The following is a 24,782-nucleotide window of genomic DNA, read 5'->3' as shown; positions in this document are numbered from 1 at the left end:
CCGAGCAGCAGGAGTCCGAGCAGCAGGAGTCCGAGCAGCAGGAGTCCGAGCAGCAGGAGTCCGGCCAGCAGCAAGAGTCCGAGCAGCAGGAGTCCGGCCAGCAGCAAGAGTCCGAGCAGCAGGAGTCCGGCCAGCAGCAGTCGTCCGAGGAGCAGGACTCGGAGGGGGAAGGGTCGGGCCAGCAGCAAGGCGAGGACACGGGCTCGCAGGATCAATCGTCGGACGGCGCCGGGCGGCAAGACCAGACCGGCACCGAGGGTGAAGCCGATCAGGAGGGAGAGGGCGCAGGCAAGGACACCGCCGAGTCGGCTTCCGGTCGGGAAGAAGGTGAGGACAGGGAAGGCAGCGGAACCGATGAGGCCGAGACGACCGGCGCCGGTCGCGAAGAGAAGGCCGAGTCCGCTGCCGGTGATCAGGATCAGGGCGAGGATGAGACCGATCGCGGTGACTCAGAGGATCGGACGAAGCCGGACGCCAAATCTGCGGCCGAGACCGGATCCGAGCCGGATGGGGACAAGGGGGACGACCGCGCCGAAGGCACCGGCGAGGAGGAAGGCCCCCCGGATACCTCAAAGGAGACCGGCGAAACCGCCCCGGAGGATGATCGCCCTGGCGACAAGCCAGACCAGGACCAGGCCAATGAGCAAGAGTCCGCCCCAGGCCCCGAAGAGGAGGGCGAGGAGGCAGGCGTCCGTCCCGAGTCGGAGACGCCGGCGGACGGAGGGGATGAGTCTGAGGGGGGCGAAGAAGGCCTTTCGGACGCATCCGGCGCGGATGCGGGTCGCGAACAGGCCGAGGATGCTCAGTCGGAGGGCACCACCGGAAGCGCTCGTCGTCCGGGTGCCCCCGGTCCGGCCGAGGTCAAGCCACCCGACGCGGTGACCGAGGAAGGGCAGACCGACGCGGTCGAGCGCTTCGATCAACTCGGTCAGGAGTCGGGCGCGGCACTCGAGGAAGGCGCGTCGGGCGAGCGAGGCGCGCTGGATGGCGCACCCATGCTGGGCGCGGGCATGGCCGTCTTGGAGCAGCGGCTCAGGCAGGTGGAAGGCGATCCCTCTCTCCTGATCCGCAACCAATATCGCTTGGAAGAGCTGCGATGGATGCAGAACGCCGGCGTGCCCCTGCTCGAGAACCGCCCGTGGTGAGCCGCCTCGACAAGGCGCGGATGCCCGCCCCGTCGGGCAGCGCCCCAGCGCCTGGCCCGATTCGCCGGACCGCTTCGCGGCGGATCTCGCGAACGAGGCTGGCCCTCGGGTTGGTCGTCGGCTTCGTCCTGGGCTCACTGAGTGCGGAGCTGGTCGCCTGGCCCTACGGACCGCCGGGACAGCAGTCGTTCCAGCCGCCGGGTGCTCCATACGGACAACCTCCGGCGCAGCAAGGCCCCTGGCAGTTCCGCCCGCAACCCCCCAGCAATGCCCAAGGGACCCCTCCCTCTTACCAGCCGGAGGACGCCCAGGGATATGGACCCGGACAGCAATCCGCCGGTTATCCGCCGGGCTGGCCGCCCCGCTATTCGCCGTTTCAGGGCCAGGTCCCCGGGCAGTATCCCGGCCAGTACCAGACGCAGGCCACGCCGGCCCGGCTCGAAGCGACAGTCGACGAGCCCGAGCCCTATCTGCAGCAGCCGTTGCTGGTGCGCCTGCAGCTTATCACCAGCGACAATCCCAGAGAGGCGAATCTCGAGCTGCCGTCAACCGGCGACGCACTCCTCAAGCGGCTCGAGGGGCCGACACCCGGCTCGCGGGTCTCCGCGGCCGGTCGGCGCGAGATCGTCAATACGTTCGTCATCAGCCTGGTGCCCTTGAGGCCCGGCAGTCTGGAGATCCCTGCGATCAAGGTCGAGGGCACGGTTCCAGGCTACGGCGGGGCGCTGCAGCGGTTCGAAGCGGTGACCGATCGTCCGATCAAGCTCCAGGTCCGCCCCGCCATGAGCGCGGTCATTCCCTGGCTGCCGTTGAAATCATTGAGCCTGAAAGCAAGCATCGACCGAGAGGAGACGCTGGTGCCGGGGCAGCCCGTGACCCTCGCGCTGGAGGTCTCCGCCGTCGGCGGTACAGCCGCCCAGCTGCCCAGCCTCGAAGATCAGCTGTCCAACCCGGACCTGCGCGTCTACCGCGAGCAGGTCCTGACCGAGGGTGGCCTTGGCCCAGACGGCCGAGACCTGGTTGGCCGCCGCACGGAATATTACACCTTGGTGCCCCAGTCCGCCGGTCGGCTCATCCTCCCGGAGATCAGTGTCGCCTGGTGGAACACGGAGCTGGGTGTTCGAGAGGTCGCGCATCTGCCGATGCGGACCCTGAATATCGGCGGCGCCGGCGGGCCGTTCAATATGCCGGCCTCGATGACGGCGGGGGATCGATGGGGCCTGGTATCGCTTCCCCTGATCGGGCTCCTGCTCGTGCTGATCGGGTACTGGGCTGGGGTCATCTACGGCGTGCGCCCGGGTCGCGTCGCACCCGGCCTCGCGTCGAAGCTGACCGACGGACTCCGGTCCGCAGCTTCCCTGCTGGGTTCCCTCCGGGATCGGCTCGCGACGCGCCTGCGCCCCGCGCCTCTGATCGCACGGGCGCGCTCGGCCGCGGCTGCAGCTCTTCCGCCGAGCAGTCGTTTCCTGCTGTGTGTGCGCCACGCGAACCGCGCCGCCGACCCCGTCGATTGGTGCGAGCGCTTCGAGGCGGATGCGCGCAGCCGCCTGCGTTTTCAGGGTGAGGCCACCCAACCCAACCTGACGAAACTGATCCTGAGTCTGCGCCCCGGCGCGGATCGAGCGACCTTGACGCGCCTGATGCAGCAGCTGGACGCTGCCCTCTATGGCCGCCAGCCGCTCGACTTCGCGCGATGGAAGCACGACTTTTCCCGCCAGGTCGGACGCGGCGCCGGCATGCTGCGCCGCGCGACCCGCCGGGCGCGGATCAAACGCGCGGCACTGCCTGCGCTCAATCCGGGCACGTGAGCGCGAGCCCTGGGCCCGGACCGTCAGGACACCGAGACGGCCCACCCGCAGACCCTGCGGGGGTCGAGGCGCTCAGCGCCGCGTCTCGTTCCGGGCGCTCAACTCCTCGAGCAGACCCGCAATCCCGCGGCGCTGGGCGACCGCGGTGAATTGACTGCGGTAGGACGCAAGCAGGCTGACCTCCTGGACCGCGACGTCATAGGCGCGCCAGCGTCCGTTGGTCAAGGCCATTCGATAGTCAACCCGGACAGGTTGACCGTTAGGCTGGCGGATCTCAGTGCGAACCATCGTCCGCGTCGCGCCTGGCTCCAGCTGCATCGGCAGGAAGCGGATCTCCCAGGTGCTGAGGGCATCCAGGGCAGAGGCGTAAGTCTGGATCAGCAGCCGCTGAAACTCCGTCTGGAACACCCGTCGCTGCTCGGGCGTCGCATCCCGCCAATAGGGGCCGAGCGCCAGGGCCGTGACCCGCGGGAGATCCACATGCGGCAGAAACAGCTCGTCGACGAGGCGATAGACGTAGCCTGGGTCGGTCTTGAGCAGGTTTCGATCCTCCCGCAGAACCCGCATCAACCCGTCCGAGACCTGCTGGATGATCCGCTGGGGCTCGTTGAGGGCGCCATGCGCCGTCGCCGGAAAGAGAATCGCGTATTGGAGCAGGAGGATGGCGGCCCACAAGACGCGGTGTTTGGCTGAGGTCATCAGGTGCATCCCGATCGGCTGGTTCGGTTTGGTGTATAGGGTATACCTCGAGCAGCCGTCCGGCGAAGGGGTCGCCCCGGTCCTTGTACCGCCGGCTGCGCGAGCTGCAGGCCGGCAGCAGCATCATGCCCGGCAAGATCAATCCGGTGATCCCGGAGGCCGTGGGCATGGCATGTGTCCAGGTCATGGGGCTGGACGCCGCGGTGGCCATGGCCGGTGCGAACGCCCCGTCCTGCTGGCTATATGGCCGTTAGGCCGCGCTGCCTCCTTGGGGCTTCAGACCGGCCTTGGCATCGAGATTCGGGGCACCACAGGACAGCACGCCCGTCTGCCGTAACTCCGTGACCGAGCTGGCGCGGGGCGCCGAACCAGGTTCACCCCGGGTACCGCGGCCGAACCGGATGTTCTCCGGGGCGGTAGTGCCACCGGAGATGACGAAGGTCATCGCCTCGTCCACGCTCCAGTCGAGCGGCACCAGCTCGGCGACCGGCACGATCTCCAGGTAGCCGCCGGTGGGGTTGGGCGCCGTGGGCACATAGACCGCCGCGAGCTCCTCGCCGGTCTCCTCGTCGACAAAGGTCCGGGTGACCAAACCGACTGCCTTCATACGGGCATGGGGGAACTCGATGAGGACGACCCTCTGGGCCTTGCCGGAATCCGTCTGAAAGGCCTCGATCAGCTTTTTGGTCGACCCGTAGATGGTCGTGACCAGGGGGATCCGGCGCAGTAAGTCTTCCACGACGCGCAGCATCTGCCGGCCCACCAGACGCGACATCGCCCAACCCAGCACGTAAAACATCACTAGGGTGAGCGCAACGGCGAGCCCGGACGAGAGCCAGGGCACTTCGATCAGCCAGCGGGCGAATTCGGGGGAGATGGGACGTACCGCATTGGCCAGGATGATCACCTTCGGCCGACCGATATCCGAGAGCAGATCGAGAAAGAACTTGAAGATGAAGACCGTGACCAGGATGGGAATCAGCGTCACCATCCCGGTCAGCAGGTTCGTTCGAATCTTGGTTGCCATGGCAATTTCGGGGGTTCTATGTTAGAAGCGAGATTGCGTCGCCGGCGTCGCTTCCCAAGACGAGTGCTCCGCGCCGCTCGCCTGCCCTGCGGCGACCCCTCGCTCCGGACACTCGCAGCCATCGCGAATGCCGAACGAAGTCCAGCGCCTTTCCCGAAAACCGGCGATTTACTTTCTGATTTAAATCGTTTTTCCTGCAACTTCCCAGGTGGATCCAAGTGGCGGGAAACGGTTGTTCGAAAATTGCTGACGGATCCTTCGCTTTTTTCTCGAACCGCGGTTCGGGCGAGACGCTCCGTTGAGATCCATCGGGTCGGACCCCGATCATGCCGCCAGGGGTTGAACGCGCTCAATTCTCCCCGACTCCCGCGCACCAGGGCCGGCGGCGAACGGCCCGGCGAGATCGCGGACGCGCTGCCCCCAAACCTGAGACCTGCTGATGCCAAACAACGCCGAACGAGGCGACATGACTGCAGATACCAGCTCAGCGTCCAAGACATCACCCCAGTCGCCCGCTCGCCTGGCAATGGCACTGTCCGTCGTTTGGCGGGCACTCTTGTTCACCGGGGCCTGGGTCGTGCTGGCGGGCACCGAGGCCGGTTCGGCGATCATCGGGATCCCCGCGGTCGTGGTCGCCACCTGGGCCAGTTGGCGGCTTGCCCAGCACCCCGGTCCGCGGATGTCGCCCTGGGGTGTCCTGCGTTTCCTGCCCTTTTTCGCGGTCGAGTCCGTTCGCGGTGGGCTCGACGTCGCCTCACGCGTGCTTGGCCCGCGCGTTCGGGTCGAGCCGGGCTACCACGACTACTGTCTGAGCCTGAGAACGCCGGCGGCGAGGGTCCTCTTCGTCGACCTGGTCAGCCTCCTGCCCGGGACGCTGAGCGCCGATCTAAGGGGGCGGACGGTGACCATTCACGCCCTCGATCGGGGTGCCGACATTGACGGCGAGCTGGCTCGCCTGGAACGGCGGGTGGCCGCCCTGTTCTCGGAACAGGCCGACGCCCGCGGCCCCACGTCAGCAAGACCGATGCGCGTTGGAACCACCTTTCGAGACCCTGAGCCCCCGGAGGACCCCGTCCGTGCCTGAGATCCAAGTCGCCGCCGCCCTGGTGCTTCTCGCAACCATGAGTACCGGTCTGCTCCGGGCTCTGTGGGGTCCGACACCCTCGGACCGTATGATGGCTGTCCAGCTCATGGGGACCTCGGGGATCGGTGTCCTGCTGCTCCTCGGCCCGGCCATAGGCGTACCCGCCCTGGTCGACGTCGCCCTCGTGTTCGCCCTGCTGGCCGCGGTCGCCATCGTCGCCTTCACCCGCCGCGCGGAATGCGCCGCGGAGGAGGCATGAGCCTGCTCGAAGGCATATCCGCCGCGCTCATCGGGCTCGGGCTGTTCTTCTTCATCGCCGGCACCGTGGGCCTGCTGCGCCTTCCTGACCCTTTGAGCCGTCTGCACGCCCTGACCAAGGCAGACAACCTGGGACTCAGCCTCGTGGTGCTCGGGCTGCTGCCGCATACAGGGGGTCTGCTCCCCGGGGCCAAGCTGGTGCTGGTGTGGCTGCTGGTGCTCGCCGCCGGGGCGACCGCCGCCCATCTGGTGGCGAAGCGGACCCTGCGCGGAGACGGTGAGGACGCCCGATGAGCGCGCTCCTGCTCGCTCTCGACGGCCTGTTGTCGATCTCGGTCGTCGCGCTCGCCTGGGCGACCGTCACCCGCCGGGAGCCCCGCCAGGCCGTGATCCTCTTCATCGCCTTCGGATTGCTCCTCGCGCTGGTTTGGGCGCGCCTGCGCGCCCCGGACGTGGCCCTGGCCGAGGCGGCCATCGGTGCGGGCCTGGGCGGCGCGCTGATGCTCGCGGCCGCAAGGCGCGCCCTGATTCAGCGGGATGCCGCGCCGAGCCCGGCCCCACCAGAGGAAGCGGGTCGATGAAGCGACGCGAGGCCGCGATCACTGCGCTGGTGCTGGTGCTTTCAGTCGTGCTTGCCTGGGCGTTCTGGAACGCGTTCTCCGGGCCGACCGGGGACCGCCTGGCAGAGCTGACCGCGACGCGGGTGCCGGAGAGCGGAGTGACCAATCCGGTGACCGCCGTGCTGCTCAACTTCCGGGCCTACGACACCCTGCTCGAGCTCGCGGTCCTGCTCGCGGCCATTCTCGGGATCTGGGCGGTGGGCAAGGCCTCACCGGGATTCCTGCCGGCGGGCGCCGTGCTGCGGGCCCTGGTGGGACTGATCGTGCCGCTCCTGATCATCGCCGGCGGCTACATGCTGTGGGTCGGCGGCCACGCTCCGGGAGGCGCCTTCCAGGCAGGCGCATTGCTTGGAGCGGCTGGGGTGACCCTGCGCCTGGCTGGCTATCCCGCTGCGGGGCTTCCCCCGGAGGCCTTACTGCGCGTGACGATCGGTTTGGGGGTCCTGATCTTCACCCTGTGCGGAGTGGCGCTCATGGCGCTGGGCTACGGCTTCCTGACGTACCCGCTCGATCTCGCCAAGTGGCTGATTCTCGTCATCGAGACCGCCGCCACCCTGTCCATCGGAGCAACCCTGGCCGCGGCCTACCTGGGTGGACGCGCGGATCCGACGGACAGCGGCGACGGGGTGACCCGATGACCGCTCACCTGATCTACGCCGCGGCCGGACTGGCGCTGGTGGTGCTAGGCGCTTGGTCGTTCCTCGTCCATGCCCCGCTGCTACGCAAGCTGGTCGCCCTCAACGTGATGGGCGCCGGCGTGTTCCATCTGCTCATCTCGGTGGGATATCGAGGACTGGACGCGCCCCCAGACCCCGTGCCTCATGCTCTGGTGCTGACCGGGATCGTGGTGGCGGTGAGCGCCACCGCACTGGCGGTGGCGTTCGGCCAGCGCCTGGAAGGGTCCGCCGGGGAGCAGGACCGTGATTGACTGGCTGGCCCTCAGCGTGGCCCTGCCCTTGCTCGGGGCGGTGGCGACCGTCGCCCTGCCCCGCTTCGCTGTTCCCCTGGGCCTGGCCGCCGCACTCCCGACGGTTTGGGCGGCCCTGATGGTGATGGTGCTGGTGGCCGACCAGGGGGTGCAGGTATCCGCGCTGGGGGGCTGGGGCGCACCGCTCGGCATCCTGCTGCGGGCCGACGGGCTCGCCGCCGCGCTGCTCGGAATGGCAAACCTGGTGGCGCTCGCCGTGAGCCTCTACGCCCCCGGCTACTTCCGCGGTTCGGTCCTGGAGGCGCGGTTCTGGCCCCTGTGGATGCTCCTGTGGGCCGCCCTGAACGGGCTCTTCCTCGCCGGTGACCTGTTCAACCTTTACGTAACCCTGGAGCTGCTCGGCCTTGCGGCGGCTGGCCTCGGCGCGCTGACCGGCCAGCGGGCCGCGGTGGAGGCGAACCTGCGCTATCTGCTGGTCGGGCTCTTGGGCTCCATGACCTACCTGCTCGGGGTGTCGCTGATCTACACCGCTCTGGGGACCCTGGACCTCGAGCAGGCGGCAAGGGAGCTCCGCGCCGGGCCGGTCGCCTGGGTTTCCTTTGCGCTGATGACCGGCGGCCTGATCCTCAAGTCGGCGCTCTTTCCCATGCATTTCTGGCTGCCCCCCGCGCACGCCAACGCCCCCGCGCCGGTCAGCGCGGCCCTCTCGGCCCTGGTGGTCAAGGCGGCCTTCTATCTGGTGCTGAGACTATGGCTCGAGCTGTTCGGCCCGGTGGTCGGCGCCTCGGCGGCCCTCCTGCTCGGGCTGCTCGGCGCGGCCGCCGTCATCTGGGGGGCGTGGCGGGCGCTGCGGGCCGAGCGCCTCAAGCTGCTCGCGGCCTATTCCACGGTGGCGCAGCTCGGCTATCTGTTCCTGTTCTTCCCCCTGCTCGCGGAACTGCCCGCAGGCACCGCGCGCACCGAGCTCCTGGGGGCGGCCGTGCTGCTCGCCCTCACCCACGGGTTCGCCAAGGCGAGCCTGTTCCTGTGCGCGGGTCTCCTGCAGAAGGCCGCGGGACATGACCGAATCGACGAGCTGAGCGCCGCAACCCAGGCGCTCCCAGTGGTCACCCTGGGCGTGGCCCTCGCCGGCGTCGCCCTGATCGGATTGCCGCCGAGCGGCACCTTCACCGCCAAGTGGATGCTGCTCACCGCCGCCATCGACCTCGGCCAATGGCCCTGGGTGCCCGTGATCATGGCCGGCACCCTGCTCGCGGCCGCCTATGTCTTCCGCGTGCTGGGTCACGCCTTCGCCTCCGCCCCCCGTCACGGGGATGCCCCGCCGATCGACCCTCGCGGCTGCCCGGGCGCGAACGCCATCGGTCTCGCCCTGCAACTCCCCGGGCTGATGCTGGCGCTGGTCGCGGTGCTGGCGCTGGGGATGACCGCCGAGCCCCTCTGGGATCTGCTCGCCTCCACCACCGACCCGTCGGAGGCGGCGCCATGATCCTGGATGCCTGGCTGCCCGCGGCGATCGTCCTCAGCTCGCTGCTGCCCGGCCTGCTGATCTTCCTGCTCAGGGAGGACAGGCAGCTCCTGCGCACCGGCCTCAACATGCTGGGGGCGCTGGTCAAGCTCGCCCTGGTGGGTTGGCTGATCTGGGGGGTCTACGAGGGGCGGGTATTCGAGAGCCGTCTGACCCTGGCGCCCGGCCTCGACCTGGTGTTCAGCGCCGACGCGCTCTCGGTCCTCTTCGTGACGCTGTCCACCGTGCTGTGGCTGGTGACCACCATCTATGCCATCGGCTACCTGGAGCACTCTCCGAACCGCAGCCGTTTTTTCGGCTTCTTCAGCCTGTGCGTCTCGGCCACCGTCGGGCTCGCCCTGGCCGGCAACCTGTTCACGTTCGTGGTGTTCTATGAGGTGCTCACCCTGGCCACCTACCCGCTGGTGGCGCATCGCGGCACCCCGGACGCCATCAAGGGTGCGCGCGTCTACCTGGCCTACACCCTGGCCGGAGGCACCCTGCTGCTGGTTGGGGCGGCCTGGCTGCATGCCCTGGCGGGCCCGGTGACCTTCACCCAGGGCGGAATGCTGGGGGGCTTGGTGGACGATCACCCGGTTCAGCTGACCCTGGTCTTTCTGCTGCTGCTCGGCGGGCTCGGCGTCAAGGCGGCCCTGGTGCCCCTGCATGGCTGGCTGCCCCAGGCCATGGTGGCGCCCGCGCCGGTGAGCGCCCTGCTGCACGCGGTTGCGGTGGTCAAGGCAGGGGCGTTCGGGATCCTGCGCGTGGTCTACGACGTCTACGGGGTCACGGTGGCGGAGTCCATGGGTGTGCTCGGGCTGCTCGCCGTGCTCGCCTCGGTGACCATCGTCTACGGGTCCATTCGCGCCCTGTCCCAGGACGGGCTGAAAAAACGACTGGCCTACTCGACCGTGAGCCAGGTCTCCTACATCGCCCTCGGCGCCTCCGTCTTCGGCCCGATCGCGACCATCGGCGGGGTGGTTCACCTGGTCCACCAGGGCATCATGAAGATCACCCTGTTCTTCTGCGCCGGCAACTACGCCGAGACCCTGGGCGTTGACCGGGTGAGCGAGATGGACGGCGTCGGGCGGCGCATGCCCTTGACCACCCTGGCCTTCACGGCCGGGGCCCTGGGGATGATCGGGGTGCCGCCGGCGGCCGGATTCGTCAGCAAATGGTACCTCGGTCTCGGGGCGGCCGAGGCGGGCAGCGATTGGGTGCTCCTGATCCTGGTCACCAGCAGCCTGCTCAATGCGGCCTACTTCTTCCCGATCCTGTTCCGGGCCTGGTTCAGGGAGCCGCCCGCGCGGTGGCCGGATGAACACATCCCAGCCGCCCGCCTGGAGACCAGCGCCCCGCTCCTGTGGCCTCCGGTGGTGACGGCCGTGCTCTCGCTCGCCGCGGGCCTCTTCGCCGCGTCTCCGGTGAGCCCGCTCGAGTGGGCGGAGCTGATCGCCCGGCGGGAGTACGGACTGTGAGCGCTCCGCCGGTCGCGGCCTGGGCGGCCTACCCCCGCTCGGGCGCCGGGGTCTAGGGCGGGAATGGATCCCATGGGGCTGCTCCTCGTCCTCCCCTGGTTGGTCCCGCTGGGTGCGGCCGCCATCGTCCCCTGGCGCCGCGCCTGGTGGGTGCCGGCGCTCGCCGCCCTGCCGGGACTCGCGGCGGCCCTGCTGCTCACCGACGATGCGCGTCTGGAGCTTCCCTGGCTGCTGCTCGGCACCAGCCTCGGTAGCGACCAGGTCGCGCGGCTCTTCCTCGCCTTCACCTCGGTGCTGTGGCTCGCCGCGGGAATCTATGCCGCCCCGGTGATGCGCGACGGGCCCCACGCGGGGCGCTTCCGGGTCTTCTTCCTGCTGGCGATGGCGGGCAACCTGTGGCTCATCCTGGGCCAGGACCTGGCGAGCTTCTACCTCGGGTTCGCGCTCATGGGCCTCGCGTCCTATGGGCTGGTGGTCCATGAGGGTGACGCAGACGCCCTGCGCGCCGGGCGCGTCTACCTCGCCATGGCGCTGGCGGGTGAGATGGCCCTGTTCGTTGCGCTCGTGATGATCGCCCGGCACACGGGGACCATGACGCCGGAGCCCGCGGAGCTCACCGGCCTCGGCAACCTGGCGATCGGCCTTCTGATCCTGGGGCTCGCCGTCAAGGCCGGGCTGGTGCCCCTGCATGTCTGGCTGCCCTTGGCCCACCCGGCGGCTCCGGTGCCGGCGAGCGCCGTGCTGAGCGGCGCCATGATCAAGGTCGCGCTGCTCGGCTGGCTGCGCTTCCTGCCCGTGGGCGAGGAGGCCCTGGTCGGCTGGGGCCTGCTGCTGGTGTTCATGGGGCTGATCAGCCTCCTCTTCGCCATCCCCGTCGGTCTCGTCCAGGCCAACCCGAAGGTGATCCTGGCCTATTCGAGCGTGAGCAAGATGGGCCTGCTCTCGCTGACCCTCGGTCTGCTGCTGCTCGACCCCGGCCTGGCACCGGCCGGAATCCTCGCCCTGACCCTGTACGCGGTCCACCATGGGCTTACGAAGGGGGGGCTCTTCCTCGGCGTGGGCCTGCGCCTGCACGCACCCCTCCAGGGGCTCATCCTCGCCGGATCGTCCCTGCTCGCCCTGACCATCGCGGGGTTGCCCCCGACCAGCGGCGCAGTCGCGAAATTCGGCATCAAACCCATACTGGCCGGCACCGACTGGTCCTGGCTGACCCAGGTCGTGGCCTTCAGCACCGCGGCCACGACCCTGCTGATGGCGCGCTTCCTGTGGGTCGTCTGGCGTCTCTCCCCGCACCCCGAGCCCGGTTACGCGGCCGGCACGCTGGCCTGGGGCGGGCTGATCGCCCTGACCGTCGTCTACTCCCTGACCCTCGGCACCGCCCAGGCCTGGCTCACGAATGCCCTGCCCGTCGTCATCGGTCTCGCGCTGTCCGGCGCCGTCGCGCTGGTGGCCAGGCTCAAGCCCGGTCTGCTGTCACCCCTCGTCGGCCGGGTCCCGCCCGGCGATCTGCTCAGGCTGGCGGGTCCAGTGCTCGCGGTGGGTCGCTTCACCGTCGAGATCACCCGCCGGCAAGCGCGCCGGGCCCGAAGGCTGCTGGTCTCGCGGGCGGCCGCTGCCCTGACGGCGCTGCGTTCACGCTCCGGTGACGCGGAGAGTGCAATGGGGGACTGGCCAACGGCCGGGGTCGCCTGGCTCGGCATCCTGGCCCTGCTGATGGCACTCGGTTTCTCGGCTCCGCGGATGGACCGAAGCGATGAAGACGCGAGCACGCGGGTTGGGCCAAGCGAGTCGCTGCCGCAGACGTCGCCACGGCAGGAACCCGAGCCGGAGGAACCCGAGCCGGAGGAACCCGAGCCGGAGGAACCCGAGCCGGAGGAACCCGAGCCGGAGGAACCCGAGCCGGAGGAGCTCGTGCCGGAGGAGCTCGTGCCGGAGGAAGCCGCACCGCGAGAACCGGGCGGGGAGCAGACCGCGCCCGGGGGAGACGAAACGGTGAACCAGGGCTCCGAGGGCGAGGCCAAGGAGGCCCCGCCCGAGCAGATTGGCCTTGTCGGGACGTGCGACCCCGCCCGCCCGTTCGAGCTGGGTCACCCGGAGATCGCCACGACCCTGTTCCTGACCGACTGCCGTATCGGTCCTGCGGGTCCGGAGCCGATCCCCGCCCCACCGCTCACCAACGCACTGGTCCGGCTGGTTCAGCTCCACCTGCGCGATCGGGGATTCGACCCGGGGCCCGTGGACGGGCTCATCGGTCCGCGCACCCGAACGGCCTTGCGTGCCTTTGCCGTCGACCAGGGCCTGATCATGGGCGGCGAGATCAGTTTCGAGATCCTCGAGCGTCTGCGGTCCGCCGGCGCCGAAGCGCCACCGACCCCCGGCCCGATCCGAGGACCAGCTCCGTGAGCGCCCTCGATATCCCGCTTCCTGACCACTCGCCGCCCCCGCATCCCGGTTTCGCGGTCTGGATCGCCTGAGGACGGGTTGGACAGGCAGGTTAGCAGGGAACCGAGCACCGGCCAAGGCACGTTGATGGCACTGTCAGGCGCCGGCGAGGGGAGCGAGAGGGGTCCAGCGGCTCGGTTCACAGGGCGCGGGCGACGGCAGCACGGCGATTGGCGGGCGGAAACGAAACATCCATGCGGTCGTACAGGACTCAGACCGCCAAGTAGCTCCTGACCAGCTCGTCGTTGAGCTCCGCCATCACCCCGCTCGCCATGAGGCGTCCGCGGTCGAGGATGGCGAAGCGGTCGGCGACGCGGCGGGCGAAGGGGAGCTTCTGCTCGACCAGGATGACGGTGAGGCCGAGATCCGTCATGAGGCGGCGGATGATGTCGCCGATCTCGTGCACGATGTTGGGCTGGATGCCTTCGGTGGGCTCGTCCAGAATCAACAGCTTGGGCTCGATGACCAGTGCCCGGCCGATGGCCAGCTGCTGCTGCTGACCGCCGGACAGGTCGCCGCCGCGGCGTCCGAGCATCTCTTTCAGCACGGGGAAGAGCTCGAAGATGTAGCGCGGGATCTGTCGCGAGCCGTCGGGACGCGCGGACAGGCCGATCCGCAGGTTCTCCTCCACGGTCAGGAGCGGGAAGATCTGACGGCCCTGCGGCACATAGCCGATCCCGAGCGGCGCACGCCGCTCGGCCGCGAGCCGGGCCAGCTCCTGATCGCGGTAGATGAGGGATCCGGAGCGCAGCGGGAGCAGACCCATGATGCATTGCATCAGGGTGGTCTTGCCAACCCCGTTGCGCCCCATCACGCAGGTACACTGACCCTGCGGGATCTCGACATCCAGATCCCAGAGGGTGTGGCTCTCGCCGTAGAACTGATTGAGTCCGGTGATCTGAAGCATGTTAAACCTTGAACCGCGTCCGCAGTTGAGACAAGCCCCGTCATGTACCCGCGGGTTCAGGACACCAATGGGGTCTGGTTCAAGGCGGTTCAAAAAGATGATCTGATCCGCGCGCTCATTCCCCGAGATAGACCTCGACCACCCGCGGGTCGTTCTGCACCTCGTCCATGCTGCCCTCCGCAAGGACCGAGCCCTGATGGAGCACGGTGACACGCTTGGCGATGGAGCGGACGAAGTCCATGTCGTGCTCGACCACCACGACCGAGTGCCGGCCCTCGAGTGAGAGCAGCAGCTCGGCCGTGCGGTCCATCTCCTGATGTGTCATGCCCGCGACCGGCTCGTCGACCAGCAGCAGGTGGGGGTCCTGCATGAGCAGCATGCCGATCTCGAGCCACTGCTTCTGCCCGTGCGAGAGTGCACCGGCCGCGCGCTGGGTCTGCCCTTGGAGACCGATGATCCCGAGGACCTCATGGATCCGGTCGCGCTGCTCCCCGGTGAGGCGCGCGAACAGGGTCGGGAACACCCGCTTGTCGCCTGCCATCGCGAGCTCCAGGTTCTCGAACACGCTGTGATGCTCGAAGACAGTCGGCTTCTGGAACTTGCGCCCGATCCCCAAGGCAGCGATCTCGGGCTCGGAGAGGCGCAGCAGATCGATTGTCCGCCCGAAATAGGCGCTGCCGGTATCCGGCCGGGTCTTGCCGGTGATGATGTCCATCATGGTGGTCTTGCCGGCGCCGTTGGGACCGATCACGCAGCGGAGCTCGCCGGCGTTGACGTAGAAGCTCAGGTTGTCGATCGCCTTGAAGCCGTCGAAGCTGACGCTGACACCTTCCAGATACAGGATGACACCCAGACTGAGGTCGAGCTCGACATCCAGCAGGGAATACATGAAGCTCCACTGGCGATCCTTGCGCATGGACTCACGCAATTGCCCGACCGCTTTCATCCCCGGGCCTCCGGTTGCGAGCCGTTCGATGATCGCGGCCGCCGCCATGTCCGCAGCATGCCGACCACACCGGCGATCCCCCTGGGCAGGAAGAGGGTCACCACCACGAACAGCGCACCCAGGGCAAAGAGCCAGGCCTCCGGGAAGGCGCCCGTGAAGTAGGTCTTCCCATAGTTCACCAGGATCGCGCCGATCACCGCACCGTACAGCGTCGCCCGCCCGCCGACGGCTACCCAGATCACCAGCTCGATGGAGTTAAGCGGCGAGAGCTCCCCCGGATTGATGATCCCGACCTGGGGAACGTAAAGGGCACCGGCCACGCCCGCCAGCATGGCCGAGAAGGTGAAGAGCGCGAGCTTGACCCGATCGACGCGATAGCCGAGGAAGCGGGTGCGGGCCTCCGCGTCCCGGATCGCGACCGCGACCCGCCCGAGCCGCGAGGTGACGATGAAGCGGCAGGCCAGATAACCCAGCGCCAAGGCGAGCGCCGAGGCCAGGAAAAGCCCCACTCGGGTCGCGTCGCTCGTGAGATCGAAGCCCAGCATGTCCTTGAAGTCGGTCAGGCCGTTGTTGCCGCCAAAACCCATCTCGTTGCGGAAAAAGGCGAGCATCAGCGCATAGGTCAACGCCTGGGTCATGATCGAGAGATAGACCCCGGTCACCCGCGAGCGGAAGGCGAGATAGCCGAACACGAAGGCGAGCGCCCCGGGGACCAGAATCGCCATCAGCGCGGCGAACCAGAAAAGGTCGAAGCCGTGCCAGAACCAAGGCAGCTCCTGCCAGTTCAGGAAGACCATGAAGTCCGGAAGCACGGGATGTCCATAGACCCCGCGGTCGCCGATCTGACGCATCAGATACATGCCCATCGCATAGCCGCCAAGCCCGAAGAAGGCGGCATGGCCAAGGCTCAGGATGCCGAGATAGCCCCATACGAGATCGACCGCAACCGCAAGCAGCGCGTAGGTCAGATACTTTCCGAGCAGGGTGACCGTGTAGGTGGAGACGTGCCACGGGCTGGACGCGGGCACCGCGAGATTCAGGAGCGGCACCACCACCGCCACGATCATCAGGATGGCCAGCATCGCCTGCCCACCTTTGTCATCCCGCGTGACCCTGACCAAACCCATTCTCGTCTCTCCGGATCTCATCAGCACTGCTCGCCGCCCGGGTCAGACGGGCCGGCGCAAGGCGCGCAATCCACACCGGCGCCGTCGCGCGCCATGACCCGACGCCCGCGGTCCGTCGGCGGGCTCATGGACCTATCCATCGGCCGCGCGGCCACGCTGCGGGAAGAGGCCGCGCGGCCGCTTCTGGATAAAGAGGATGATGAAGACCAGCACCAGGATCTTGGCAAGGACCGCGCCGGCCCAGGGCTCCATCAGCTTGTTCGCGACCCCCAGGGTGAGGCCGGCGACCAATGTACCCCAGAGGTTGCCCACACCACCGAAGACCACGACCATGAAGGAGTCGATGATGTAGGCCTGCCCCATGTTGGGGCCGACATTGGTCAACTGAGACAGGGCCACGCCAGCCACACCGGCGACCCCGGCACCCAGGCCGAAGGTCAAGGCATCGACCCGCGCCGAGCGCACGCCGAGCGCCCGTGCCATCGATCGGTTCTGCGAGACGGCCCGGACCTGCAGACCCAGGGCCGTGCGCTTGAGGATGAGGAGCAGCGCCAGGAAGACCAGGAGGGCGAACACCAGGATGTAGAGCCGGCTGTAGGTCAGGGCGAGCGCCGGATTGATCTGAAGGGCGCCGCTCATCCAGGACGGGTTCTGCACGGCGACATTCTGAGCCGAGATCGTGGTCCGCACCAGCTGCTGGAGGATGAGGCTGATGCCGAAGGTCGCGAGCAGGGTCTCGAGCGGCCGTCCGTAGAGGAAACGGATCACGGTGCGCTCGATCAGCACGCCGAGGAGCCCCGCAATCAGGAAAGCCGCCGGGATGGCCACGAAGAGCGAATAATCGATCAGTCCCGGCATCGCCTGCTGCACCAAATACGTGCTGTAGGCGCCGATCATGATCAACTCGCCATGGGCCATGTTGATGACCCCCATCACGCCGAAGGTGATCGCCAAACCGATGGCCGCAAGCACCAGGACCGAGCCCAGGCTCAGGCCGAAGAAGAGGGTCTCAGCCGCCGCGTTGAGCTTGAGCTTCTGCTCGATCCCGGCGAGGACGCGTTGCGCGCCGGCGCGCACATGCGGGTCGGTCTCCTCGCCGAGGAGACGCGTCAGGGCATTGCGTGCGGACGGATCGAGGCTCCCCGCGAGGGCGGAGACTCCGGAGAGGCGAGCCTCGGGGTCCTCATCCCGGAGGCTGGCCAGGGCCAGCGCCAACGCGAGGGAGTCGCGGACCTGTTTGTCTTCTTCGCGCTCGAACTGCGCGCGAATCGCCTCGACCACGAGGGGATCGGGATCGCCCAGCAACTCCCGCGCGGCGCTCAGACGCAGCACCGCATCCGGGCTCGCGAGGGTCAAGGCGGCGATCGCCGAGCGCAGTTGAGTGCGCATGCGGTTATTGATGGTGATCTTCCGGATGTCCCGGCGATCGGCCTCACCGAGGTCGGTACCCTCGAGCGCGTCCCTGAGCCGGAAACCGGCCGGACTGGCCGCGGCCAAAACCGGCCGTCGATCCGAGGTGCGGGCATAGAGGTCGCCGTCGAGGAGCGCCTCCAGAACCTTCAATGCGCGTGGGTCGCCGCTGACCGCGATCACCTCGACCGCCGCTTGCTTGACCTCGAACGAGCGGTCGCTGAGGTCGATCAGCGCGGCGTCGAGCGCATCGGCGAGGCTGTTGAGGGGGATCAGCGCCAACAGGACAAGACCCCAGAGGAGGCCGTGCCAGGACGGGGACGGCGCGCGTCGCTGGGTGCGTGTCGGACTCATTGGCATCGATACCCGCCGCTTAAGGGTTTTTCGGTCAGCAAGGCGCGACGACGAGGAATAGCCGTCTCTATTGCAGGGAGTCGCCACGCCGCGATCAGGTGCGAGAGGCGTGCGTCGCCGCGGAACATCCATCTGTGACGGGCATACAAGACGCGCGGCTGCCGTGATCCCGAATCCAGACACTGCCCGGTGGGGCCCATGAGCGAGTCACGGACCCCACCCCTGGTAGCTTAAGGGGTCTGACTGCCGAGACAGGTCTGGGTCTTGGTGTTGAAGTTCCCGCACTTGATCGGCGGTGTCCAATCGGCGATCAGGTCCTTGGAGCCTTCAAGATAGTCGGACCAGGCATCGCCGGGCACCTCCGCATCGGTCTGCCATACGACCGCGAACTGGCCATCCCCCTGGATCTCACCGATCAGGACGGGCTTGGTGATGTGGTGGTTGGGGAGCATCTTGGCAGTACCCCCTGTGAGGTTGGGGGTCTCCAGACCGATGATCGCGGCCTCCACCGCGTCGGTGTCCGTGGTTCCGGCCTTCTCCACGGCTTGGACCCAGAGATCGAAGCCGATCTTATGGGCCTCCATGGGGTCGTTGGTCACACGCTTGTCGTCCTTGGTGAACCCGTGCCAGGTCTCGATGAAGGCAGCGTTGGCCGGGTCATCCACGCTCATGAAGTAGTTCCAGGCCGCGAGGTGTCCCACCAGCGGCTTGGTGTCGATGCCCGATAGCTCTTCCTCGCCGACCGAGAAGGCAACGACGGGAATCTCATCGGCCGAGATGCCCTGATTGCCCAGCTCCTTATAAAATGGGACGTTGGCGTCGCCGTTGATGGTCGAGACCACGGCGGTCTTTTTGCCCTCGGAGCCGAAACGCTTGATACGGGCGACGATCGACTGCCAGTCCGAGTGACCGAAGGGCGTGTAGTCGATCATGATGTCCTCCTCGGCGACCCCGTTCTGTTTCAGGTAGGCCTCCAGGATCTTGTTGGTGGTGCGCGGATAGACATAGTCGGTGCCGGCGAGGACCCAACGCTCCACGCCAAGCTCGTCCCGCAGATAATCGACCGCCGGGATCGCTTGCTGATTAGGCGCGGCGCCGGTATAGAAGACGTTCTTCGAGGACTCCTCGCCCTCGTACTGCACGGGGTAGAAGAGCAGGCCGTTCAGCTCTTCGAAGACCGGCAGCACCGACTTGCGCGACACCGAGGTCCAGCAGCCGAAGACGGCGGCGACCTTGTCCTTGGTCAGCAGCTCCCGCGCCTTCTCGGCGAACAGCGGCCAGTCCGAGGCAGGGTCGACGACGACCGCCTCCAGCTGCTTACCGAGCAGACCGCCCTTCTTGTTCTGCTCCTCCACCAGCATCAGGACGGTGTCTTTGAGCGTCGTCTCGCTGATGGCCATGGTGCCCGAGAGGGAATGCAGGACCCCGACCTTGATGGTCTCGTCTTCGGCGTGCGCCACCAATCCGGACGTCACGCCGAGCGCCAAACCAGCGCAGAGCAGGATCGGTTTGATCGGGTCGCGTCTAGACATGCGATGGATCTCCTATCGATGATCGATGCGGATGAGGTAGGGAAGCGGCAGAATGAGACATCCGGCGAAAACCCTCAGCAGAAACCGAGCCAAGTCCGATCCGGCGCCTCACCGCCGGGATTGGGCCGCACCTCACGCCGAGCGCTTGGCGACGCTGCAATCGATTGAAGCCGTTCAAGCATCCCGTGTCGCTTGGGCCGAGAAGCGAGACCCGGCGAGACGGCATCGTTAGACGTCAGGGCGTTGCGCTTCGCAAGCTTGGCAGCATTGGCCGTGGCATGGGAAAGGGCGTGTGAATGCCTCCCGCGTCTCCTGGCTGTCGAGCCGCGACGGCCCCCTAACGCGTTCCCGCACATCGCGCGGGGCACGGTTCGAGGGTCGCACGACTGCCGCTTGTGGATGAGGAGAGGAGTCGGCGGACTCGGCGGGGACGACGATCTGCGATGCACCAGACTGGTGCACTTCCGGGCGAGGATGGCCGCCGCGGTCGCTTTGCATGCTCTGGGATCGAGCAGGCTGGATTCGACGCGGCTTCTGTACTATGGTCGCCTCCCCAAGACCACACAACATGCCGGAGAGAAGAGAGTATGCGCAAACTGCTCCTTGCTAGCGCTGTCATGGCCCTGATGGGCAACGCGGCCGCCGCGGACATGGCGACCCCGGACGAGGCAAAGGCCATGTCTCAAAAGGCCCAGGCGGCGGTGAACGAGATCGGGAGCGAGCAGGCCTTCGCGGCCTTCGCAGCCAGCGACGGGGAGTTCCAGGACCGCGACCTGTATGTCTTCTGCATGGACCTCGACGGCGTCATGCTCTCGCATGCGCTCAAGCCCGAGCTGGTCGGAAAGAATCTGCTGGATTTCAACAAGTACGGCGATGAGCTCTTCAAGAACATGGTCGCCGTGGCCAAGGAGTCCGGCGAGGGCTGGGTCGACTACAACTGGCCCTATCCGGGCACGGAAGAGGTCCGGCCAAAAACAAGCTACATCCTGACCAACGACGAGGGCTTCTTCTGCGGCGTGGGGGCCTACAAGTAAGCTCAAACGGGTCGCATGCCGCCAAGCGGCATGCGACCGCTATCCCGCGGTAAACCCCGACTGATCCGATGCAATCTTGACGATGGTTTCCTTGCCGCGCTCATCCGCCCGCCGGAAATACTCCACCAGCTGGCGTTCGCGCAGCGACAGCGGATCCGTGTCCTCGAGACACAGGAGGTAGGTTGGGGTCACGGTTCCAAGTGCGACCGCAAGCTCTTGTGCCTCCTCCAGTCCCATGCGGCGAATCCCCTGCTCATAGTTGCTGATGCGTGACTTGGAGAGCGACTCGGTTCGACTGGAGAGCTCCGACAAGCTCAGCTTTTGGTCCTGCCGCGCGGCGCGCAGGCGTTGCCCGATGCGTTTTGTGAGATCCATAGTGGTGCGGGTCCGCGAGCCCATGTTGTCATTAGTACACGGTTGGTTTTAATTGCGTCCGGATGTGCTCCAGGACAAGACCCGGGTCGCCTCGCCTCGCATGTTGATTCTTCAGGGATCGGGCAGCGACGTCACGCTCCAGAACCGGGTCTCAGCTCACCCCAGGCAGGCGTCTTCCCATTCGGCCGAATCGCCAGCCGTCTGGACCTGCGGCTCTACCAGCCGGTCGGCAAAGAGGCGATCCAGGGTCTTCATGAAACACTTGGTCTGCGGCGACAAAAACTTGCCGCGGCGCTGTACGATGCCATAACTGCGTTTCGGAAAATACTGATCGAGGCGGATTCGGCCCAGATTCTCCTTGCCGGTGAGGCAGACATCGGTGACGATCGAGATGCCGAGGCCCAGCTCGACATACTTCTTGATCACCTCCCAGCCGCCAGCCTCCAGGGTCACCCGATATCCCAGGTTATGCTGCTTGAACACCAGATCGACGAGGCGCCAGGTACTCAGGTGTCGCGGCGGCAGGATCAGTCCGTACGGGGCGATCTCGTCGAGTGTGACGGACGCCTTCTCCGCGAGCGGGTGGTCCTTCGGCGTGATGAGTGTCGGCTGATAGGTGACAAAAGGCCGGTAGGTGATGTCATCCGGTATCTCCAGCATCGACCCCACTGCAAGATCGACCTCGTCGGCCCGAAGCATGGCCAAGCCGTCGCGGCCGGTCACATTGTGCATCTTGAGCTCGATGCCCGGATACTGGTCGACGAAGGCTCGCACGGGTTGCGGCAAGATATAGAGGATAGTCGACTCCCCGGCGGCAATGTTCAGCACACCCCGATCGACCCGGCCGCATTGGGTGGCAAATGTCTCATGGAGCTTGTCCATGCCTTCGACCAATGGCTCCGCCATCTGGAATAGCAGATCACCCTCTGGGGTCAGCTTGATCTTGGGGCCGCGGCGCTCGAACAGGACGGTGCTGAACTCACGTTCCAGGGCCTGGATCTGGAGTGAGACGGTCGGCTGACTCAGGAAGATCTTCTCGGCCGCAGCGCTGACGCTGCCGGTCCGGGCGGCATGACAGAAGGCCCGAAGCTGTTTGAGTCGGTTCTGCTTGTAGTGAATGTGGGGGCCTGAGCCCATCGTATGCCCAGCGCTCGAGTGGCAGCATAAATTAATACTATATTACGCTTCCCATTGAGCCAAGCAATCATTTCATCATTGCTGGGCTCTTGCCCTGACCTCCCGGGAGCGCAACCGAGGTCGCCTGCCGGAACCGGTCTTGGATGACTGCCAAGGCGGTGTACGGCAGGGTCTTTCTTGTCTTGGCACGGATCTGCTCATACGGGTGAGAAAAGGCGAACCGCCGGAGAATGGCGGAGGGCGACAAGGCGACGCCGAATCGGCGATGGCCGCCTCCCCCGGGATCACCTCAAGCCTCATCGAGCTGGCGCAGGATGTTTCGGGCCACCCTGCGCTGGTCTTCGTCACCCTCTTCGAGGACCTCGTACAACACGATGCGCGCGGCGACGCTGCTGCCGAGCTCGCGCAGTCGATTGGCGCGTCGAATCTTTTCCTCGACAGAGTTGATGGCCGCCGTGCTCGGCGCTGCCGGCGCCGCCTCGTCCATGGTCTCGTCGGCATCGATGAGGTCGAGCTCCTCCTCCATCTCGGCCTCGGTGAGGGGGTGCCAGCGGTCCCCGTCATCGAAATGTGGATCGAGCTCGCGCCCCACGTCAACGACGCTGCCGGACGTCCGCGCGGATCGGCTCGACGCTCGACTCGGCGCCGAGCCGCCGTCGGGCGCCGTCGGGCTCTGCCCGCCTGCCGTCGGTGCTGCGCCCGGTGCGTTTCCGTCGGAGGCCGAGTCCTCGTCATCCGCGCGGCCGCGAACGAGGACCTTGGAGAAGACGATGCCCAACTCGAACAGCAGCCACATGGGCACGGCCAACAGGGTCTGGGAGATGACATCAGGCGGCGTCAGCAACATGCCTATGACGAACACGCCGACGATCACGTACGGCCGCTTCCGGGCGAGATCGGCGGGGGTCGTGATGCCGGCAGCGACCAGCAGGATCGTTGCAATCGGGATCTCGAAGGCGATCCCAAAGGCGAAGAAAAGGGCCAGGACAAAGTCGAGGTAGGCCGAGATATCGGTCATCATCGCCACCCCGTCCGGCGTGGAGGCCGTCAAGAAGGCGAAAACCAGAGGGAAGACAACGAAGTAGGCGAACGCCATCCCGACATAGAACAGCAGGATGCTCGAGATCAGGAGCGGCGTGGCCAGGCGCTTCTCATGCTGGTACAGGCCGGGGGCGACGAAGGCCCAGAGCTGGTAGAGCAGATAAGGCATGGACAGGAAGACCGCGGCGATCAGGGCCAGCTTGAAGGGGGTCAGGAAGGGCGAGGCCACCTGGGTCGCGATCATGGTGTTGCCTTCCGGCAACTGCGCCATCAGCGGCGCCGCGACATAGACATAGATCTCGTTGGCGAACGGGAAGAGCGCCAGAAACACCACGAAGACCGCGATCAGCATGCGGATCAGACGATCGCGCAGCTCGATCAGATGCGAGACGAAAGGCTGTTCGGCACCCGGATCATCGGGCTGCATCGCGGCGGGCATGGGTCGTGTTCTCGTCGCAGGGTGGCTGAGGGCTCGATGGGTGGCCTGCACCGGCCGGCCCGCCCGCGGAGCTAGCGGCCGGCCAGGTCCGACGCGCGTCCAGTGTTCCTCGGGCAGGGCTGCGCCGGCACCCGGGCTGGGTCCTGCGCAGACGGCGCCGGCCGTTCAACTTCTGCGCAGCCACTCAGCCCGCGAATCTGTCCTGTCCTTGCGGCGGATCGTCGCTGGCGGAAACAGCATCCTCGGCTCGACTTGCATCGGGCGTCGCAGGCCTGGAGGACGACGATCCCCGGCCCGGCTTCGCTGCATCGACGCCGTTGAGCGGATCCTCCAGGATGGTCTCGAGCGGGCGGCTGCGCGCCTGCTTCTCGAGCACCTCCTTCAGCTCGTCGGCCTTGAGCTCGCGGTTGATCTCATCCTGGACCGAGGCCAAGGTGCGACGTGCACGTCCAATCCAGATGCCGGCGATCCGCGCCACCTTCGGAAGCCGCTCGGGTCCAATCACAACCAGTGCCACCACCCCGATCAAGACGAGCTCCCAGAAACCCCAGTCGAACATATGCGCCTCGCAGGACGACCTCGCTCAGGACGATCGGGTCATGAGGACTTCTTGGACGACTTCGCTTGCTCGCGCTGCCCGGCCCCGACATCGCCCTCGGCGACCCGTTTCTCCGCCGACTGCTCCACCAGCTTGGTCTCCGACTCCTGCTCCGCCTTTTCGCCCTCGGACATCGCGGACCGGAAGCCCTTGATTGCATTGCCCAGATCGGACCCGATACCCTTGAGTCGTTTGGTTCCGAAGAGCAGCAGCACAATCACCAGGATGATGAGAAGCTGCCAGATACTGATACCACCAGCGCCCATGTATTCCTCCGGACCGCCAGATTCCCGCGGTCGACTCGATTCAGTGGGGAAGGCCGACGGGCGGCTGACCCATCGGCGAGGTTCTGCGGTGTCTTCGGCGCCCTTGCCGCGAGGACGCCCCGAGAGCGCCGATCATACCGCAATCCCGGAGATGCGGTTAGCCCCCGATCAGGACGCCCGAGCCATCAACGGCCTCGCTGGCTTTTCTCTTTCAGACCCGAGAGGCCGAAACGCCGGTCCAACTCAGCGAGCACCTCCGCGGGTCCCAGCCCCTGTTGGGCGAGCAGAACCAGCGTATGGAACCACAGATCCGCGACCTCATGCACGATCCGCTCGGGCACCCCGTCCTTGGCAGCCATAACCGTCTCGGTCGCCTCTTCCCCGATCTTCTTCAGGATCGCATCGAGGCCCTTGGCGTAGAGGCCGGCAACATAGGAGTCGCCAGGGTCGGCCACCTTCCGTGCTTCGAGGACGTCTGCCAGGCGCTCAAGCAGATCGTTCATCTCGATCCTCGTGTGCCGCGGTTGGCGCGGTATCGAATGGGATGCGAGTCGAATGCGAGCCGCGTGCGGCGCAGAACGTCTCGGCATCACCCAGCCTGACTGCACGGTTCGGGAAAGATG

Annotated in this window: 25 protein-coding genes and 1 pseudogene; 13 read left to right on the top strand and 13 right to left on the bottom strand. The window is 67.0% G+C overall.

Translation table 11 applies throughout. From position 1 onward, the window contains the following. A partial coding sequence (locus LJE61_RS07490) for a hypothetical protein (protein WP_296917928.1) occupies positions 1–1,145 on the top strand: 1,145 nt, incomplete at its 5' end. After that, complete coding sequence (locus LJE61_RS07485) at positions 1,139–2,953, top strand: polyadenylate binding domain-containing protein (protein WP_296917926.1); 1,815 nt, start codon at positions 1,139–1,141, stop codon at positions 2,951–2,953. The genes LJE61_RS07490 and LJE61_RS07485, both read left to right, overlap by 7 nt. Before the next feature lie 72 nt (positions 2,954–3,025). Here LJE61_RS07485 and LJE61_RS07480 read toward each other — a convergent pair whose 3' ends face one another. Further along, positions 3,026–3,652 (bottom strand): MlaC/ttg2D family ABC transporter substrate-binding protein, encoded by a 627-nt coding sequence (locus LJE61_RS07480; RefSeq protein ID WP_296917924.1) that lies wholly within the window; start codon positions 3,650–3,652, stop codon positions 3,026–3,028. A gap of 95 nt (positions 3,653–3,747) precedes the next feature. Here LJE61_RS07480 and LJE61_RS07475 point away from each other — a divergent pair. Continuing rightward, positions 3,748–3,870: pseudogene (locus LJE61_RS07475) on the top strand (lyase family protein); the annotation flags it as partial. A gap of 32 nt (positions 3,871–3,902) precedes the next feature. On the opposite strand, the gene LJE61_RS07470 reads toward LJE61_RS07475, so the two are convergent. Then, positions 3,903–4,679 carry a DUF502 domain-containing protein gene (locus LJE61_RS07470; protein WP_296917922.1) on the bottom strand — a complete coding sequence of 259 codons (777 nt, stop codon included), beginning with the start codon at positions 4,677–4,679 and terminating at the stop codon, positions 3,903–3,905. Positions 4,680–5,145: 466 nt separating this feature from the next. On the opposite strand from LJE61_RS07470, the gene LJE61_RS07465 reads away from it, so the two are divergent. From LJE61_RS07465 to LJE61_RS07425, 9 genes are all read left to right on the top strand, one after another. Then, entirely contained in the window at positions 5,146–5,763 is a 618-nt protein-coding gene (locus tag LJE61_RS07465; RefSeq protein ID WP_296917920.1) for a Na+/H+ antiporter subunit E, read from the top strand. Beyond that, positions 5,756–6,022: an MrpF/PhaF family protein gene (locus LJE61_RS07460; protein WP_296917918.1), complete on the top strand. Its 267-nt coding sequence runs from the start codon at positions 5,756–5,758 to the stop codon at positions 6,020–6,022. The genes LJE61_RS07465 and LJE61_RS07460 overlap by 8 nt, the downstream gene beginning before the upstream one ends. Next, positions 6,019–6,315, top strand: a complete 297-nt coding sequence (locus tag LJE61_RS07455; protein ID WP_296917916.1) for a monovalent cation/H(+) antiporter subunit G — start codon at positions 6,019–6,021, stop codon at positions 6,313–6,315. Before LJE61_RS07460 ends, LJE61_RS07455 begins: the two co-directional genes overlap by 4 nt. Next, positions 6,312–6,602 (top strand): DUF4040 domain-containing protein, encoded by a 291-nt coding sequence (locus tag LJE61_RS07450; RefSeq protein WP_296917914.1) that lies wholly within the window; start codon positions 6,312–6,314, stop codon positions 6,600–6,602. The genes LJE61_RS07455 and LJE61_RS07450 overlap by 4 nt, the downstream gene beginning before the upstream one ends. After that, entirely contained in the window at positions 6,599–7,279 is a 681-nt protein-coding gene (locus LJE61_RS07445; RefSeq protein ID WP_296917913.1) for an MnhB domain-containing protein, read from the top strand. Before LJE61_RS07450 ends, LJE61_RS07445 begins: the two co-directional genes overlap by 4 nt. After that, positions 7,276–7,569, top strand: a complete 294-nt coding sequence (locus tag LJE61_RS07440; RefSeq protein WP_296917911.1) for an NADH-quinone oxidoreductase subunit K — start codon at positions 7,276–7,278, stop codon at positions 7,567–7,569. The genes LJE61_RS07445 and LJE61_RS07440 overlap by 4 nt, the downstream gene beginning before the upstream one ends. Continuing rightward, positions 7,562–9,055 (top strand): complex I subunit 5 family protein, encoded by a 1,494-nt coding sequence (locus LJE61_RS07435; protein WP_296917909.1) that lies wholly within the window; start codon positions 7,562–7,564, stop codon positions 9,053–9,055. The genes LJE61_RS07440 and LJE61_RS07435 overlap by 8 nt, the downstream gene beginning before the upstream one ends. Next, a complete protein-coding gene (locus LJE61_RS07430) occupies positions 9,052–10,551 on the top strand; it encodes a proton-conducting transporter transmembrane domain-containing protein (protein ID WP_296917907.1) in 1,500 nt (499 codons plus the stop codon). Before LJE61_RS07435 ends, LJE61_RS07430 begins: the two co-directional genes overlap by 4 nt. 72 nt (positions 10,552–10,623) lie before the next feature. Next, complete coding sequence (locus tag LJE61_RS07425; protein WP_296917905.1) at positions 10,624–12,954, top strand: proton-conducting transporter transmembrane domain-containing protein; 2,331 nt, start codon at positions 10,624–10,626, stop codon at positions 12,952–12,954. A gap of 250 nt (positions 12,955–13,204) precedes the next feature. On the opposite strand, the gene urtE is transcribed toward LJE61_RS07425, so the two are convergent. From urtE to urtA, 5 genes are all read right to left on the bottom strand, one after another. Next, positions 13,205–13,900 carry an urea ABC transporter ATP-binding subunit UrtE gene (gene urtE / locus LJE61_RS07420; protein ID WP_296913939.1) on the bottom strand — a complete coding sequence of 232 codons (696 nt, stop codon included), beginning with the start codon at positions 13,898–13,900 and terminating at the stop codon, positions 13,205–13,207. Between the two features lie 115 nt (positions 13,901–14,015). Next, positions 14,016–14,846, bottom strand: coding sequence for an urea ABC transporter ATP-binding protein UrtD (gene urtD, locus LJE61_RS07415; protein WP_296917904.1), 831 nt, complete (start codon positions 14,844–14,846; stop codon positions 14,016–14,018). Continuing rightward, on the bottom strand, positions 14,843–15,973 hold the full coding sequence (gene urtC, locus LJE61_RS07410) for an urea ABC transporter permease subunit UrtC (protein WP_296913945.1): 1,131 nt from the start codon (positions 15,971–15,973) through the stop codon (positions 14,843–14,845). Before urtC ends, urtD begins: the two co-directional genes overlap by 4 nt. A gap of 132 nt (positions 15,974–16,105) precedes the next feature. Further along, the gene (urtB, locus tag LJE61_RS07405) at positions 16,106–17,737 is read right to left on the bottom strand and encodes an urea ABC transporter permease subunit UrtB (RefSeq protein WP_519972976.1); all 1,632 of its coding nucleotides are present in this window, start codon (positions 17,735–17,737) and stop codon (positions 16,106–16,108) included. A 230-nt stretch (positions 17,738–17,967) separates the two neighbouring features. After that, positions 17,968–19,269, bottom strand: coding sequence for an urea ABC transporter substrate-binding protein (gene urtA / locus LJE61_RS07400; RefSeq protein WP_296917901.1), 1,302 nt, complete (start codon positions 19,267–19,269; stop codon positions 17,968–17,970). Positions 19,270–19,856: 587 nt separating this feature from the next. On the opposite strand from urtA, the gene LJE61_RS07395 reads away from it, so the two are divergent. After that, a complete protein-coding gene (locus LJE61_RS07395) occupies positions 19,857–20,303 on the top strand; it encodes a cache domain-containing protein (RefSeq protein WP_296910426.1) in 447 nt (148 codons plus the stop codon). A 39-nt stretch (positions 20,304–20,342) separates the two neighbouring features. Here LJE61_RS07395 and LJE61_RS07390 read toward each other — a convergent pair whose 3' ends face one another. The 6 genes from LJE61_RS07390 to LJE61_RS07365 all read right to left on the bottom strand — a co-directional run bounded on the left by LJE61_RS07390 (position 20,343) and on the right by LJE61_RS07365 (position 24,662). Beyond that, a complete protein-coding gene (locus tag LJE61_RS07390) occupies positions 20,343–20,678 on the bottom strand; it encodes a helix-turn-helix domain-containing protein (protein WP_296910424.1) in 336 nt (111 codons plus the stop codon). A gap of 156 nt (positions 20,679–20,834) precedes the next feature. Beyond that, positions 20,835–21,815, bottom strand: coding sequence for a LysR family transcriptional regulator (locus tag LJE61_RS07385; RefSeq protein WP_296910422.1), 981 nt, complete (start codon positions 21,813–21,815; stop codon positions 20,835–20,837). 289 nt (positions 21,816–22,104) lie between these two features. Continuing rightward, positions 22,105–23,295, bottom strand: coding sequence for a twin-arginine translocase subunit TatC (gene tatC, locus LJE61_RS07380; protein ID WP_296910420.1), 1,191 nt, complete (start codon positions 23,293–23,295; stop codon positions 22,105–22,107). Between the two features lie 184 nt (positions 23,296–23,479). Beyond that, positions 23,480–23,854: a Sec-independent protein translocase protein TatB gene (gene tatB, locus LJE61_RS07375; RefSeq protein WP_296910418.1), complete on the bottom strand. Its 375-nt coding sequence runs from the start codon at positions 23,852–23,854 to the stop codon at positions 23,480–23,482. A 38-nt stretch (positions 23,855–23,892) separates the two neighbouring features. Then, entirely contained in the window at positions 23,893–24,159 is a 267-nt protein-coding gene (gene tatA, locus LJE61_RS07370; protein WP_296910416.1) for a twin-arginine translocase TatA/TatE family subunit, read from the bottom strand. A gap of 185 nt (positions 24,160–24,344) precedes the next feature. Further along, positions 24,345–24,662, bottom strand: coding sequence for a phosphoribosyl-ATP diphosphatase (locus tag LJE61_RS07365; RefSeq protein WP_296910414.1), 318 nt, complete (start codon positions 24,660–24,662; stop codon positions 24,345–24,347). Positions 24,663–24,782 lie beyond the last annotated feature (120 nt).

It is taken from the genome of Thiocapsa sp. (assembly GCF_022340925.1).
Classification (GTDB): Bacteria; Pseudomonadota; Gammaproteobacteria; order Chromatiales; family Chromatiaceae; genus Thiocapsa.
The sequence above is the reverse complement of the archived record's forward strand: the minus strand, read 5'-3'. Positions and strand labels throughout refer to the sequence as shown.